The sequence below is a fragment of the Paenibacillus phytorum genome (genome assembly GCF_013141715.1).
GTDB lineage: Bacteria > Bacillota > Bacilli > Paenibacillales > NBRC-103111 > Paenibacillus_E > Paenibacillus_E phytorum.
The window spans coordinates 1-14,205 of record NZ_WHOA01000219.1 but is presented as its reverse complement, the minus strand read 5'-3'; the positions used below and the strand labels follow the sequence as shown (position 1 = coordinate 14,205).

Genomic DNA, 14,205 nt, shown 5'->3' with positions numbered 1-14,205 from the left:
GTTTTCTTGTCCGTTCAACAGCCTGGTCTTTCGATATTTTTGCATCAGCAGGATTTTAGTTTGTGTTTGAACTATTCGTTGAAGGCGCCACTTCTGTTGTGGTATCTGAAACCACTTTTATTAGAATCGTAGTGCCCATATCCGCGGCCAGTGCACTTGAAGCAATCATACTTACTCCAACAATTGTTATAAACATTGACTTGCCAAGCGTGTTCAGCGTTCGTTTCATTGTTTTCAATCCATTCACTCCTTAAATCTGTGTATTGGAACATAAATGCGTCCGTTACCTATAACGTACAAAAATGAGAAAATTTTCTAATTACTAAGGTACGTTATAGGTAATTTATAATTTGTGGTTAAGAAGTACCTATCGTTTCTCGCCTTGTTCCGATCCTGAGATGGGCTGATTTCTCATGTGCTTACTGTATTATTATTTCCATTGGAAACACGCGGCGGCGCTGAACTAACGGGTAGAATGATGGAATGAAATGGAAGGGTTTCATTACCGACTTGCCGAAAAATAAAGCAGATGGGTTAGAATATTTATATTTGGGGAGGGCTCTGGTATGGATAAAAAATCTGCTTATAGAACAAACATTATAGGCGCTGGCGAGGTTGGCGTCGCCAGCTCGGTCGACATGGATAAGAATGTTGTTCGTAAAACAAACAGCTTCTTTTGGGATACAAAAGGAAATGATATCTTAGGAACAACCGCGCTTCCTCTCTATGGCGCATTTGTCTCGGAAGAAAAATGCCAACTTTTTGGCGATGTTTCAGGAAAAAAGATGCTGGAGATAGGCTGTGGAAGCGGTCAATCTTTGCAATATCAGGGGGAACGCAAAGCATCTGAACTATGGGCTGTGGATATATCAGAAAAACAAATCGAAAAGACAAGGCAACATTTGACGGCATGCGGTCTTTCAGCAACATTGATCTGTTCTCCCATGGAAGAAGAATGTGGCATACCAGAGGATTATTTTGACTTTGTTTATTCGATTTATGCCATAGGCTGGACCACCGACCTTGAGGGTACTTTTTGCCGGATTGCTTCTTACCTAAAAAAAGACGGCGTATTTATTTTCAGTTGGTCTCACCCTATACACAAATGTGTTGTTGCAGAAAATAATATGCTTGTTTTTAAAAAATGTTATTTCGATGAATCTTGGTATTCGGTATCTCTTGACGAAAGTACACTAACATTATCGGACCGTAAACTATCAACCTATGTGAATGCGTTGGCAAAAGCGGGATTTGTCATTGAGCAAATGATTGAGCAATCTGATGATGAAATTATGAATAACAGCGATTTTGCAAAAAAAGCAAAGATGCTTCCTGTAACTTTTGTAATCAAAGCAAGAAAACTATAAGAGTACAGTATAAGCATTCGACCGCCATCCATTAAAAAACAAACATCAATCTGAGTATAGAGATTAGCCGCCAAAGAATGTGGCGGCGAACATCATGAGAGACGATTGTTGAAGTAACAGAGAACGATAGCTCAAAAAAGACACGAATGCAGCCGGTACCTACTCGACAATCGCTATTAGAGATTCTGCGGCAATCGTCTTGGCTACCTCAGTGCCTAGCGCTGAGCTCTCCGCAATAGTTTGGAGCGCTTTCTTGGCGATCTCCAGCTGTGTGGTTAAACGGTCAATCATTTTGGCGATATCGATGGTAAAGTCGTCTGTTAACTCGCCATTGCCTATTAAGACGACCGCAGTAAATTCGAATCTATTCTTCACCTTTATTCATCTCCTTCAGCTTGATTTCATTGCCGGCGTAGTCGGTCCCAATAGACGCACAATTACCCCAATGGGCGAATATTTAAATCATAGGCTACCAAATGCTTCTTTGTAAATATTTTCTCCATTACCCATCCTCACGGACGCGGCATCTGCATGTTACCTAACGCGGAACGATAGTAAAACAAACAGGGGGCAGTTTGCCGCGGCAGCTGCTCCCTGTTTTCATAGTGCTAAAGGACAGCTACCGCTAGTGTATTTCAATGTTTTAAAACGAATGGAACAATAAACTTCAGCATGGTGTTAATATACTGATTAGGAATACTTATTTTTAACATTAACGATTTTAAATTGGTAATAAAGGAGTGCAGCATGTGGATCCTCTTTTTGAAGCTATTAAAAATAATGATATTAGTACATTTAAGTTTCTTTTAGTTTCGAGAAGAGGTGATCTTACGGCTCTAGACGAAAGTGGCAAAACTCCATTAATTTCTGCAGTCATCATGGGTAATAAGCAGTTTACTCAGTTACTATTGACCTTTGGTAGCGACATAAATAAATGTGATTTCGATGGCTGTAGCGTACTTCACTTTGCTTGTCAGAATAATGATACTGAATTAGTTGAAACGTTAATTACTAGTGGAGCAAAGAGTGAAATAGCCGACAAGAATGGTAATACACCTCTTGAATATGCATTATCTCGGTTTGGAGAGGATTCTCATATAGCTCAGATATTAATGAAAAATAGTAGTGAACGAATAGAACGGCAGGCATCATATATATGGTGCCTTGTTGGAAAAATTGTTGAAAATAGATACTTTGGAGAAAAACGAGAAGTTCGAAGAGGTACGAAAAAATTCACACCAAATACCAAGGTTTATTGTTTTCTCCATTATGGGGTGATGGATATGAAGAAATTAAGGTAATCGGAAGGCTAAAAAACAGAAAAAACCTTGGAGTAATAATTACCTCATCAAAATACATCAGAAACTGGAGATTACAAAAAGTGTTCCAGCCTTTTATCGTTAAGACAATGCAAGAACGTGGTGGTTGGGATGCTACCGAAGAATCAAAAAGAAGGATTGAAAATATGTTAGTTTGGTTACCAAATAGAACAGTTGTTGTGGGTAAAGATCCCTTGGAGGGAACACTGTGTAATAAATAGCGTCTAAAAAGGAAGGTTACTTTAATTGAAAGGAGAATGATTAATCATGAGCAAATTTAAACATGTAGGATTCATTATTACTTGCGTTGTTGGAAGTGTCATTCTTATTAGTGTAGCAACACAACTAATTCCTACAGATAAAACAAAAAAATCATCTGATGGTTCAGTTTCAGCACCAAGGAAATTATCAGAAGATGAGTTTAAAAGGTTGAAGCAGGAAACAGGGGCAATTTACAATAAATACGGAGAATTTAGGCGTGTTTCGTCAGCACTGTCATTTAAGCCTTATGAAATAGCATATAATGACGATTCTGTTAACGAACAAACAAAGCAATTAATTTTTGAGGGCTACAACGGCGTATTCGAAAAGGTTGGCGACAAGTAAATAGACACTATAACAGTCATCATCATTCGATGGTGCTTTTTTTATGCTCATCTTACTCGCCACAGATTCATTACAGGGCTTGGTCGTAGACTAGGAAAAATAAGTATTAGACTGGTCGGTTTATTAAGCGAGCAGTCTAACGCAACAATTTTTTGCCAAATCTGTCTAATAAAGTGGGTTGGATTAAGACTTTTTGTTTGCAGGAGGAGTAATAATATTGAAAAACTTAGTTTTAGTCGTAGCTTTAGCAATTACCGTATGTGTACATAGTGGTTGTAGTGCTTCGTCTGAAGATGAAAAGGGGAATTACATAATTGCAAAAGAAGAGCAAAGAATCTTAGTGGCGAAACAAATTTCTAAGAAGGATGCATAAAGTAAGACCTTTGCTACCTTCAAAAAAAGTAATGTCGAATTAGTCTATTATATTGTGGAAGATTCCCAACTCTACAACGAGCTTAGGGTTGGCGAAAAAGTTAATGTAAATCCCAAAACAAATGATAAAGGCGAATATATTGTAATGCAATCCAATCCTCCTCAAATTGTAGCTGGTGAGATAGAAAGACAAAAGGATTAATTAGGTTATTATGAACGAAAACCATAATCGTCGTTGAACTATCGGAGAACGTTAATTCAAATGAATTCAGGGAGCAGTTTTCCGTGCGGCAGCTACCCCCTGGTTTTTATTAAACACTAAATGGATGGTTCCAATATTATATGGGTGAATTAAACTAATCATCTTTCTTCAATTCAAGAGGCGGAAAGTTTTGAGCGCTACAAAAGATGATCTAAACGAATGGTTGGATTTGTTCATTGAAGATACTTTTAGCTAATTTAGACGCCTGCAAGTTTCTTCCGGTCAGGTGTAAGCGGAGGCTCTTCTAGCCATTCCCTTTCAATCAGCAAATCAGTTACATCTTTACCGAAACTCATTACTTCAACCAAAAGCTTGGAATACTCACCAGCCAAATCAAGTCGCGTCGTCACGGATAGCGCATTTCCAAGATAGGTGAGAGCTGATGAATTAAGTATGTTAAGTAGATTTAGGATCAATTTATCTGAAAAAGGGGATACCGTTGATGTGGTGACTTCTGTATTGACCATGATTGTCCCGAGCAAATCATCTTGAACCAACTTATCGTTGATGAATTTGATTTGATCCATAGACAGTTGTTTTCCCCGTGCCAGTAAACGCTTAATATGTTCGTCCTTAACAACTTGCATAAAAGCTGTAAGAAGGATTAGTCCGAAATAATTCCGTTCTATGTTGAAGAACATTTCGGATATTTCCATTACATTCAGCGTTCTTTGCGGCCAAAACCATTTAGACAGAAAGTTTTCTTTCTTTTTAATAAAGGTAGCATGCTCCGGATAAGGGATCATTGGAGGTCGATCGTAGATTCCCTTGGTTAACATAAGTGTGATGGTTTTGTTGTACAAATCAGTTGTGGAGCGTAGACACTGAGTAAAATAGTTTCTTACATCCTCTCGAGCTGTGTTAGATAAAAACAAGGCATATTTCGTCAGGCCAATTCGGCTCACAGAATACACATAACTCAGAGGGAATGTATCGAAAAATAGTGGGGGGGCTGTAACATTGACATCTGCATCAGTAAATCCAATAGGGATAGGGAATTTTTCCTTTTCAAAAAGATCCTGAATGGTTTCTATGTGTGATTGCGCTAAGGTCAACGACAATTCAACAAGTGGCTTTACTTCGTCGTCTTCAGTTATTTTTAGTAAATACTTGGAGATACATATCGCTAAACTGTCACTAATGTAAGATGACCACAATGCGGATATTTCCGTTGAAGACAGTCCAACAACATGAGAACCTACCATTGATAACAACCCCTTAATTGTCAAAATCAAATATTTATTCCACTCGGTAGCTAATGAGGGAAGTATTGTTAGTATATCCCACCCATGTCAAGTTATTTATTCCTTCTGGACAATAGGCTAAAAGATTTTGGTAAGTATTTATATTAAAGTGGTTTAGAAAACTTGTTACGCAACGAAGAACGAGAGCTCAATAAAAAATTATCTGGAGCTGCGCGCAATGGAACGCCGGCTTCTTTAAGTTATCGGGCCGAATAACGTAACACGTATGATATTCGTTTATCAAATATAAATGGATTATATGCTGAGCATTGACCACTAAAAATTCAATGCCTTCAGCTTCAAGTAAATTGACAATTGGCTTCCAAAATACCCCTGTACTTTCCATCGCAACGTGAGTACATTCATGTTGTTTAATCCAATCGATGATTAAACTAACGGGAAACGTTAGTTCAAAAAAGGGAGCTATCATAGTGATATGCTCCTTTTGTTCCATTAAGCTATTGGGCATGCGAGCGGGTAATATGTTCAATGAAAAATAGTCTTTGACCTTTAAGGATTAATAATACCTACAGCATAAAAAAACCTTCCGAAAGGAAGGTTTAAATTAATGTTTCAATAATTATGACTAACCTGCATGTCCGATTCATTTTATCCTAATCTTATTTAGAAATTTCACTATATTTTTTAAAATTGTCTAGAAACGCCTGCCAGCCTGCTTTTTGCATCTCAATGGAATTAGTGGATTCTGCTTCAAAAGTTTCAATTACCTTAGTATCGGTTTCTTGACTAATAAAAGTGATCGCAACTTTTCTTCCATCTCCCAATGTGTAAGAAATAAATTCATTTGTTCTCACTTCATCATAAACTCCACCAAGATCAAATCCAAAGCTTCCATCCTTTGCTTCCAATCTTGTAAGAAATTTTCCGCCAACCCTTAAATCATTTTCGGCATTTGGTGCATGCCAGTCATCAGAAGCAAAAGACCATTTCGTTATATGCTGTGGTTCCGTCCAATATTCCCACACTTGTCCAACTGGTGCATGAACTGTGGTTTCTACCGTTATTGTTTGATTACCTGTTTCCATTATAATTACCGCCTCACTATATGTAGTTTAGAACATCTATGGTTAATTATAGCATTAAACTAACGGGAAAATATAGTTCAGGAGCTGCATTAATGCAGCTCCTTTTTATGATTTCATTAAGCGATTGGGCAGTATAGCTTGGGCAGTCGTATTGATTACGGGCAGACGCTGTTTAATGGCGTTTTCTTTCACTAGTTCATTTTGCTTGTCCCTCTCCCGCATCACACTGAGCCAGTTCCCCATGATTGAGAGTGCATTTTCTGTTTTTACAATCGAGTCGTGATTTTGATCAGCGATGATGCGGATCTCAGCCTTGCAAAATTTTTCATAAAGTGGTTTATATGCACCAGCGTCGAATACCTCATCATCAGCCCCAACCATGACGAAAGTCGGTTGGATCAACTGCGACAAATATTTTTCGTAATTATTCCCCACCATGCGCGACAAGGCGAGCCGATAGCTAAGATTGCAGGATTCAGTCCCATGCAGTTTTTCAACCGGTGTGAGTCTGCGGTATACAATAAAGTGGTTATAACGGTGAATGCCAATTGCATTAAGCAGCATTAACAACAGATATCGTGGGATGCTCACCTTGGATTCGTTACCGGATCCGCCTTTACGATCAAGTGGCGCATTGGGGCTAAGTGCTGGTGAAACGAGTAAATAGGCAAAAATGTCCTTATGAATCGGTCGTATTGTTTGTCTGAGTGCGGTTGCACCTCCCGCAGAATAACCTCCTACAATGATCCTTCCACCAGGATGACGCTTTTGAACAAAACAGAACAGGTCTTCCATATCATCATCAAGTTGCCCGATGTAGTCAATGTCGCCGCGTCGAATGGGATGATTTCCATACCCACGTAGATCCGGAAGGTACACGGTGGCGAGCCCAAGTTGGGAAACATTTTGACCGAACTCCCTCAAATACAGGCTAGGTTCCGTAATGCCGTGTAGAAAAATAAGCACAACATCGGATGGACCCTCAAAAAAACGGTATGGAAGTTGAGCACCATGGCGACTAAACTAAAGGGCAACATTTACGGCTAATGGCAAGTGGTATGTGCTCAGGACAATGCTCCATTATTTTTCATATTCTTTGTGCTACTACTTATTATTCGTAACCTTGGTAATCAGGGAGCATCAGATGACGATAATAATGGGGTTGGCATACTGATCCTTCGTGTTTTATAGAAACGGATGCGGATGCGGGTTGAGTTGCCCGGCCGTCAGCGGCTCTTTCGCATATCCAAGCTCCGCCGGCACCCGAAGCACTCTCTTCAGCCCCGTTAAGCGTTGCAAATGATGTCCGAACGTCATCGGCAGCATTCCCGGAATCAGAACTTTTACGCAATGTAGCCCGTTTCGCAGCGTTTCGAGCGACGACTGATCCACCGCGATCACATCGAGGTTTAAGCGGCGAAACAACTCGATCGTGTCCTTCAGATCATCGGTCAGATCCGCTTGACTTGCCTTACGCTTGAACTCCTCGTCAAACGTTCTGAGTGGACGCTGTCCGTCCAGCAAAAATTGCAGCCGTTCCTCTGCTTGCGGCAAACCGTACAGCATGACATGATCATCCATTTGCCATACGAGAAACGGATCGTCGAGCATTTGCATAAAATGTTCCCTGCCCGCCTCAAATTTCTCTTGCAGGAAGATCAGCCTGCCGGCCAATTCGTGAATGGCGCTTTTCGCGGCCCGTACCGGATCCAAATGAGCTCCCGCCGCACAGATAAGATTCATCTTCCCAGGGCTGACGCTTTTCGCGAGCGCCCAAATGCTCGGAATCCCATTCTCCATCGTCATGTTAAACAAATGTACATCGTATCCGGCAACTGCGCGCAGCCTTTCGACCATGAGCCGCAGTTCCTGATCGTTAGCGGAATAGGGGTCCAGGCGCGGGATAGGCAACTGCGCGTACCAAGTCATCAGGAACGAGTCGCGCTCCGCCACTTCCAAAATTCCGTACAAGACGGCTTCCTCCAAGCTTCCGCCTAACGCACACCCGTTGGAGCCTTCCTGGACAAAGCCGGCACCGAATCCCGAGCTGTAATAAGCGAGACTTTCCGGAACAAGGATCGGACACTTCCGCACTAACGAATAGCCCCATATCCAATCGATCGGGAGGTCGGGATCAAACGGTTCGAACGTGAAATCAGGCTGCGCGTACTGTTCCTTCGAATATAACCCAACCTTGGAGGGGTCGAGTGCATGATCCGCAACACGGTTGAAGCTGTCGTAGATTACGGTCCGTTTGCCGCGGGGGGTTATACCGCAGTGTCGCTCCAATCCTTCCAAGATCGCGGTCAATTCACTTTCCGTATAAGAAAAGCTGCGGCCTCCTGTTACCTCATCTCCCATCAGAAACGACGGCAGATTGACCCCCACCCCGGCAAACGGCGACACGAGGTCAAGCATCTTGGCATTAAAAACGCCGGTCCGGGAATCCATATAGTCTTTGGCCAAATGTTGTTTCAGGTCGTCTATCGGACGGCTGCGGTAACTGTCGGCGCTTATCTTCGGTCTCGGCTTGAGCGAAATGTTGGCTGCCGCCGATGAATCGTCGGGCAAGCGGCCGCACACCGGACAAAGCGGGTCAGGCAGAATGAAATGGAGCGAACTATTCAGAGTTTTCAGGTTAACGATATACATATGCTCTTCCGTATGGGCTCGGCTGCCCCGCAGCACACGCTGCGTCTCGGCAATCAGCAAGTGAGCTGCATGCCAAAGTCCTGCTGGCGAAGATCTTACGGCACGTTGTATGTCCCCAGTCGACGCCGTGAAACGCCGGTTATCTGCACACTGGGAGCATCCCGGCACACCCGGACGAACCAAAGGCCCGACTATGCCCTCATCCATTGAAATAAAGCCCCGCAGCCACGGGATGCCGGCCTGCTGCAGCGCCTCTTCAGCCTCGAAGTATCCGGATGAAGGCCAGTCATCGTGCAGCACCACAACCAATTTCGCCGCTTTCGGTATGTCTGAAGTGAAATCTGTCTGTCGAACGACCTGATAACAGTCCAATAGCTTTCCGCATACGAAGTCGGCCAATAAACCTTCTCCGACAACTGATATGATAGCATTCACGCAGATCACCTCATCTCGCAGTAATGTGCCCCGCTCGTTTTGGCGGGTTTCTCCTCTATTCTCCCCGAGGCTGAAGAGAAGGAACTGCCGGTCGGCAGCCCCTTTGATTGTTATCATGGTTTGCTTCCCGATCTTTTCGAATTCCAAAAAATGAGTCTCATCGCTTTCAATGATTCCGCTAAGTTGATTATTGCCGAGGGAGTGCAAGGCGTAAATAATCTTATGTCTCCAATAGAAAGCCGTTGAAACATGTATTTTAAGCTTCTCTGCAATTATAGGAAGCGTATATCCATCTACCATTAACTTGAAATATTTAAAGTAACGCTGGCTACAACGATATTTTCCTTTCCGCTTCACACTTAAACTCCCACAATAAAGGCATGTCAAACCTCCATAGAACTTGGCTTCTCGGATTTCGCCAGTAATCCATGAATTCTGGGATCAGGAAATAAGGTATCTTTAATCGCTTCAAACAGACGTAGTTGCTCTTGTTTTGTTAGGTCGGTGAAATCCTCATATACGCTAATTTTCTCCTAATTTCAACCTTTCTTTAAGATGATTTCATTATATATTAATGATGAATAATATATGCACGTATTGGACAAGGTGCATACAATGTTTCAATAATAACCACAAAGCAGATCTAACATATGTCATCCGATTGTATTTCCTTCTTGCTGAAGGGAAAGAATTTGGGATTCCAGTTCTGCCAGAGTGGCGTTTAGCTCCGGAACAATTTAAGGTTACCAGCAAAGTATTCCTCATCGCCAATAGTGTCGCCTACACCTTACCGACGATGTTTCTGAACTTATCGTTTAGAAGGGTAGAGGGCCGAACCACGTATACCCCGGCGAAGGCCCGTGGAACGCGCGATGATCTTGGAATGCAGCGCCTTATGGAGTGGAAAAGTGGCGTTTCTTGTAGTTAAACGACTGTTTTTATGCATGGGTGGACAGGTATCCAATCGATGTTACCTACTCAGGAGTATATTGTATAGCATTGTATTTCTTGTGGCAGAAGGAGGTGGACGTTCGTGAAATCCCAAATTCGGAAAGAGGACGTTCGAAAAATGGTCGGTAAACAAATTGTGGCACTGAAAAAAGACGGAACAAGCGTATCGGGCAAATTGGTCAGAATTAGCGGAAACACGTTGATTGTAGCACCACAAAAAGGTAAAAAAGTACAGGTTAAAGCGATCATCCCATTGGTATTGTTTGATCTCTTAGCCATCGGCACTGAACCTTTTGGATTCGGTGGTTTTGGCTTTGGCGGCTTCGATGGCTTCGGTGGCTTCGGTGGCTTCGGTGGTCCAGGATTCTGGTAGTAAGATGAAATAAGGGGGCTGCACCGAAAGATTTATTTCGGCGCAGCCCTTTTTTTTAACAAATAAGAATTTATATGTTTGGGTTTGGGGTAAGCGAAGCTTACTTTCGTGCGTATGCGCGTATCTATATCCCCAAGGTTTGCGATAAGTTAGATACAGAAAGTAAGGCAGCATAAGGTGAACCTAGCCGCAGGCTAGGTTTATCTTATTGAAGTTTTTATATATGGTTGGGCTCCTCGAGTATGCTTCGTTTGCTTCAATTGTATCAACTGTCACAACTCTTTCCATGCCAATTTTGAGGGGGATACTTCACTACATTGGCTGCAAGGGCTTTCCTTAAAGTATAAGACATCAGGGACAAATAGCTGTACATAAGATTACTAGTGAAGAGTTGGGGCAGATCGGGGATTACGGAGGAGGAATAAAATGACAAATTTGAACCATTCGATGCGACAGAAGATGAAAAGGGATACATTTTTTCTCCATAATCCAAACGGTAGTGTGTATTTTCGAAACAACGAAAGCTCGTTCCGCATGGAAGGCGAATTGATCGATCAGTTTGTTCAGGATGTGAGCCAAGACACTCCACATCAATTGCCGGAAGGGGTTCTCAAAGAGTATGCTTCTCAAATTGAATTTTTGGACAATTTCGGTAATTCGGGTGCTTACCGGTTTCAGTCCTATCGTCAGGCCAAAGTATTGGCGGTCGGCTCTGGTCCATTTTTGATCTCGGTCATTTCTAAGCTGCTTGTATCCGGAATGCCCAAGTTTCACGTGCTAGTCTCTGGCACAGTGCCGACTGATCGGCAACGGATGCAAGAACTGGCGGCACATGCCCGTAAAACAGACCCCGAGGTGAGAATAGAGGAAGTTACCCTGCAGAAGAAAGGGGTTAGTAGTTTGCGGGAGGCTGTGAGGCCGTTTGATTCAATTTTGTTTGTGTCACAGGAGGGTGATATCGAGGAACTGCGGGTTCTTCACGCGGTTTGTAGGGAAGAGAGGAAGTTGTTTCTTCCCGCAGTATGTCTGCAGCAGGTGGGTCTGGCGGGTCCGCTAGTGCATCCGGACTTTGAGGGATGCTGGGAGTCAGCGTTTCGCAGCATTCACGAATCTGCGATTTATAAAGACCCTCGGCTGCACACCTTTTCTTCCACAGCGGGAGCGATGTTAGCGAATGTGATCGTGTTTGAATTATTAAAAAAGATTACGGGAGCGAACGATGCGGAACAAAGGAATCAATTCTTCCTGCTTAATCTGGAGACATTGGAAGGAAAATGGCATTCGTTCATGCCCCATCCACTTGTGACCGGACGTACTGCAGCTGAATGGATTCACGATATCGATCTGCTGCTCGAACGGAGATCAAGCAAAAGTGAGAACGGATTGCTTCCTTACTTCAGCCGGTTGACGTCGACTGAATCAGGGATTTTCCATATTTGGGAGGAGGGAGACTTAAAGCAGCTACCGCTCTCTCAGTGTCGCGTTCAGGCAGTCGATCCGCTATCGGAAGGGCCGGCTGGTCTTCTGCCAGACATTGTTTGTACTAATTTGACGCATGAGGGAGCGAGGCGGGAAGCGGGGCTGGTCGGGATTGAAGCGTATGTGTCGCGGATGGCCTGCCTGCTCGTTTCGACGCTTCCATCCTATCAGGAATCAGAGGACAACAGGATAGAACCGCAGGAATTTATCGGCGTTGGAGCGGGAGAAACGATTGCGGAAGGCATTGGCCGAGGGTTGCAAAGGAGTTTGGCCGAGGTACTGGGCAAGCGAATGGCATGTCAGTTGCCTTCTGTCTTTCGAGTACAGTTGTCTACAATAGAAGATAAACACTGCCAGTTTTATTTGCAGGCTCTGACGACGATGAAGGGAGCACCAATGATTGGTTTAGGAGAGGAAATATTCGGATTCCCTGTGATGTGGGTCGGGACAAGTGATCATTGGTATGGCGGTGTAGGCTTGAATGTGACCCTGGCGTTGCGGGATGCTTTGCAACAGGCTTTGTTTGAGGCACAAAACCAACCGGCTTGCCTCACATCGAAAGTGTTGGAGGTATCGTCCGTGAGTCTAGCTGAAGAGTTGCCGCTAATCTTTGAGATCCCTTCATGTGAAGTGACATTAAAATCGGATGTTCTTCAGTCCGCCCTGCAGGTCTTGGAACGGAACGGTAAGCGGCTATTGGTCTTGGATCTGGCAGTAGCACCGTTTTTGAAAGAGGAAATGGCAGGAGTGTTTGGCGTGTTGCTGCGAGAGGGGGAATCCCGGTGAGCGCTATCGCTATGATTGTGGGTGATGGGGTGTTAGCGGACTATCCTAAAATTCGCCTCAAAGATGCTACTGTGAACCGGATCATAAATAGTGTTTAAGCTATTTCACCCTTCATTTACCATAAAAAAGTCACCCTGAGATTAAGATTAAGGGTGACTTTTTTATGATAAGAACAACGAGAAAAAACAGCCCGAACGCAGCCGTTTTTCTCGTTGTTTTTTGTGTTGGATTAAGGAATTACCATGCAAAAGTCATTGTGATGATAACCAAAAGAATAAAAAGAACCAAAACAGCTGCTGCGCTTGAACCGTAACCTGCACAACTTGCACCATAACCTACTGCTCCCATGTTTACTCATTCCCCTCTGGTGATTTGTCACTACGGTATAAAGTATGTTCGTTAAACAGTGATTGCTTGGACGTATGAACCAAATTGAGTGTTGGAATAGCCGGCATTCGTAAACAAGAATTCGGATGGTCCCTGCAGGTGAGTGACGGCAGCTATGTTGGTATTTGTGAATTTGTACCACCGGAAGCCCGATCTGCATTTTTCAAAATAGCCGAGTAACACCCGGAAAAAATAACCGCAAATTCCCCCTATGTGTCCACGCATTATTTTTAAATTTGAATTTTATATATTAAACCCCCACAGCCACCCATCTCATATTTCACCCTGCATTTACCATAAAAAAGTCACCCTGAGATTAAGATTAAGGGTGACTTTTTTATGATAAGAACAATGAGAAAAAACGGCCCGAATTTTAATTCGCGGCCGTTTTTCTCGTTGTTCTTTGTGTTGGATTAAGGAATTACCATGCAAAAGTCATTGTGATGATAACCAAAAGAATAAAAAGAACCAAGACAATTGCTGTGCTTGAACCGTAACCTGCACAACTTGCACCATAACCTACTGCTCCCATGTTTACTCATTCCCCTCAGGTGATTTGTCACTACGGTATAAAATATGTTCGTTAAATAGTGATTGCTTGGACGTATGAACCAAATTGAGTGTTGGAATGGCCGGCATTCGTAAACAAGAATTCGGAAGGTCCCTGCAGGTGAGTGATGGCAGCTATGTTGGTGTTTGTGAATTTGTACCACTGGAAGCCCGATCTGCTTTTTTCAAAATAGTCGAGCAACACCCGGGAAAAATAACCGCAAATTCCCCCTATGTGTCCACGCATTATTTTTAAATTTGAATCTTATATATTAAACCCCCACAGCCACCCATCTCATATTTCACCCTTCATTTACCATAAAAAAGTCACCCTGAGATTAAGATTAAGGGTGACTTTTTTATGATAAGAACAACGA

General features: G+C 42.9%; 18 protein-coding genes and 2 pseudogenes. 10 read left to right on the top strand and 10 right to left on the bottom strand.

Going from position 1 to position 14,205, the window contains the following annotated elements:
• Nucleotides 1-55: 55 nt before the first annotated feature.
• Nucleotides 56-238 carry a hypothetical protein gene (locus GC098_RS30630; RefSeq protein ID WP_171647353.1) on the bottom strand — a complete coding sequence of 61 codons (183 nt, stop codon included), beginning with the start codon at nt 236-238 and terminating at the stop codon, nt 56-58.
• 328 nt (nt 239-566) lie between these two features.
• Between GC098_RS30630 and GC098_RS30625 the strand changes: the two genes are divergently transcribed.
• Nucleotides 567-1,367 carry a class I SAM-dependent methyltransferase gene (locus GC098_RS30625; protein WP_171647351.1) on the top strand — a complete coding sequence of 267 codons (801 nt, stop codon included), beginning with the start codon at nt 567-569 and terminating at the stop codon, nt 1,365-1,367.
• A 159-nt stretch (nt 1,368-1,526) separates the two neighbouring features.
• On the opposite strand, the gene GC098_RS30620 is transcribed toward GC098_RS30625, so the two are convergent.
• Nucleotides 1,527-1,742, bottom strand: a complete 216-nt coding sequence (locus tag GC098_RS30620) for a hypothetical protein (RefSeq protein WP_171647349.1) — start codon at nt 1,740-1,742, stop codon at nt 1,527-1,529.
• A gap of 374 nt (nt 1,743-2,116) precedes the next feature.
• On the opposite strand from GC098_RS30620, the gene GC098_RS30615 reads away from it, so the two are divergent.
• The 5 genes from GC098_RS30615 (at nt 2,117) to GC098_RS30595 (ending at nt 3,866) form a co-directional block, all read left to right on the top strand.
• Nucleotides 2,117-2,668 (top strand): ankyrin repeat domain-containing protein, encoded by a 552-nt coding sequence (locus GC098_RS30615; RefSeq protein ID WP_171647347.1) that lies wholly within the window; start codon nt 2,117-2,119, stop codon nt 2,666-2,668.
• Complete coding sequence (locus tag GC098_RS30610; RefSeq protein WP_171647345.1) at nt 2,623-2,907, top strand: hypothetical protein; 285 nt, start codon at nt 2,623-2,625, stop codon at nt 2,905-2,907. The genes GC098_RS30615 and GC098_RS30610 overlap by 46 nt, the downstream gene beginning before the upstream one ends.
• Before the next feature lie 46 nt (nt 2,908-2,953).
• The gene (locus GC098_RS30605; RefSeq protein ID WP_171647343.1) at nt 2,954-3,292 is read left to right on the top strand and encodes a hypothetical protein; all 339 of its coding nucleotides are present in this window, start codon (nt 2,954-2,956) and stop codon (nt 3,290-3,292) included.
• A 217-nt stretch (nt 3,293-3,509) separates the two neighbouring features.
• Nucleotides 3,510-3,665: a hypothetical protein gene (locus tag GC098_RS30600; protein ID WP_171647341.1), complete on the top strand. Its 156-nt coding sequence runs from the start codon at nt 3,510-3,512 to the stop codon at nt 3,663-3,665.
• Between the two features lie 54 nt (nt 3,666-3,719).
• Complete coding sequence (locus GC098_RS30595; protein WP_171647339.1) at nt 3,720-3,866, top strand: hypothetical protein; 147 nt, start codon at nt 3,720-3,722, stop codon at nt 3,864-3,866.
• A gap of 257 nt (nt 3,867-4,123) precedes the next feature.
• Here the strand turns inward: GC098_RS30595 and GC098_RS30590 are convergent, their stop codons facing one another.
• The 6 genes and pseudogenes from GC098_RS30590 to GC098_RS40415 form a co-directional block, all read right to left on the bottom strand.
• Entirely contained in the window at nt 4,124-5,131 is a 1,008-nt protein-coding gene (locus tag GC098_RS30590) for a DUF3231 family protein (RefSeq protein WP_171647337.1), read from the bottom strand.
• 295 nt (nt 5,132-5,426) lie between these two features.
• Nucleotides 5,427-5,555, bottom strand: a pseudogene (locus GC098_RS30585) (IS110 family transposase); the annotation flags it as partial.
• 235 nt (nt 5,556-5,790) lie between these two features.
• Nucleotides 5,791-6,216 (bottom strand): SRPBCC family protein, encoded by a 426-nt coding sequence (locus tag GC098_RS30580; protein ID WP_171647336.1) that lies wholly within the window; start codon nt 6,214-6,216, stop codon nt 5,791-5,793.
• 105 nt (nt 6,217-6,321) lie between these two features.
• The gene (locus GC098_RS30575) at nt 6,322-7,182 is read right to left on the bottom strand and encodes an alpha/beta fold hydrolase (RefSeq protein ID WP_171647333.1); all 861 of its coding nucleotides are present in this window, start codon (nt 7,180-7,182) and stop codon (nt 6,322-6,324) included.
• 219 nt (nt 7,183-7,401) lie between these two features.
• Nucleotides 7,402-9,303, bottom strand: a complete 1,902-nt coding sequence (locus GC098_RS30570; protein ID WP_171647410.1) for a TOMM precursor leader peptide-binding protein — start codon at nt 9,301-9,303, stop codon at nt 7,402-7,404.
• Between the two features lie 114 nt (nt 9,304-9,417).
• Nucleotides 9,418-9,830: pseudogene (locus tag GC098_RS40415) on the bottom strand (IS1595 family transposase); the annotation flags it as partial.
• A gap of 134 nt (nt 9,831-9,964) precedes the next feature.
• On the opposite strand from GC098_RS40415, the gene GC098_RS30565 reads away from it, so the two are divergent.
• From GC098_RS30565 to GC098_RS30555, 3 genes are all read left to right on the top strand, one after another.
• Nucleotides 9,965-10,231 carry a hypothetical protein gene (locus GC098_RS30565; RefSeq protein ID WP_216625479.1) on the top strand — a complete coding sequence of 89 codons (267 nt, stop codon included), beginning with the start codon at nt 9,965-9,967 and terminating at the stop codon, nt 10,229-10,231.
• 141 nt (nt 10,232-10,372) lie between these two features.
• Nucleotides 10,373-10,627, top strand: coding sequence for a 50S ribosomal protein L33 (locus GC098_RS30560; RefSeq protein WP_171647408.1), 255 nt, complete (start codon nt 10,373-10,375; stop codon nt 10,625-10,627).
• Nucleotides 10,628-11,053: 426 nt separating this feature from the next.
• Nucleotides 11,054-12,892: a putative thiazole-containing bacteriocin maturation protein gene (locus tag GC098_RS30555; protein WP_171647329.1), complete on the top strand. Its 1,839-nt coding sequence runs from the start codon at nt 11,054-11,056 to the stop codon at nt 12,890-12,892.
• A 237-nt stretch (nt 12,893-13,129) separates the two neighbouring features.
• On the opposite strand, the gene GC098_RS30550 is transcribed toward GC098_RS30555, so the two are convergent.
• Entirely contained in the window at nt 13,130-13,240 is a 111-nt protein-coding gene (locus GC098_RS30550) for a YjcZ family sporulation protein (protein ID WP_171647327.1), read from the bottom strand.
• A gap of 84 nt (nt 13,241-13,324) precedes the next feature.
• Here GC098_RS30550 and GC098_RS41010 point away from each other — a divergent pair, with 84 nt between their 5' ends.
• Nucleotides 13,325-13,459, top strand: coding sequence for a hypothetical protein (locus GC098_RS41010; RefSeq protein WP_281367151.1), 135 nt, complete (start codon nt 13,325-13,327; stop codon nt 13,457-13,459).
• Nucleotides 13,460-13,700: 241 nt separating this feature from the next.
• On the opposite strand, the gene GC098_RS30545 is transcribed toward GC098_RS41010, so the two are convergent.
• Nucleotides 13,701-13,811: a YjcZ family sporulation protein gene (locus tag GC098_RS30545; protein WP_171647325.1), complete on the bottom strand. Its 111-nt coding sequence runs from the start codon at nt 13,809-13,811 to the stop codon at nt 13,701-13,703.
• Nucleotides 13,812-14,205: the final 394 nt, after the last annotated feature.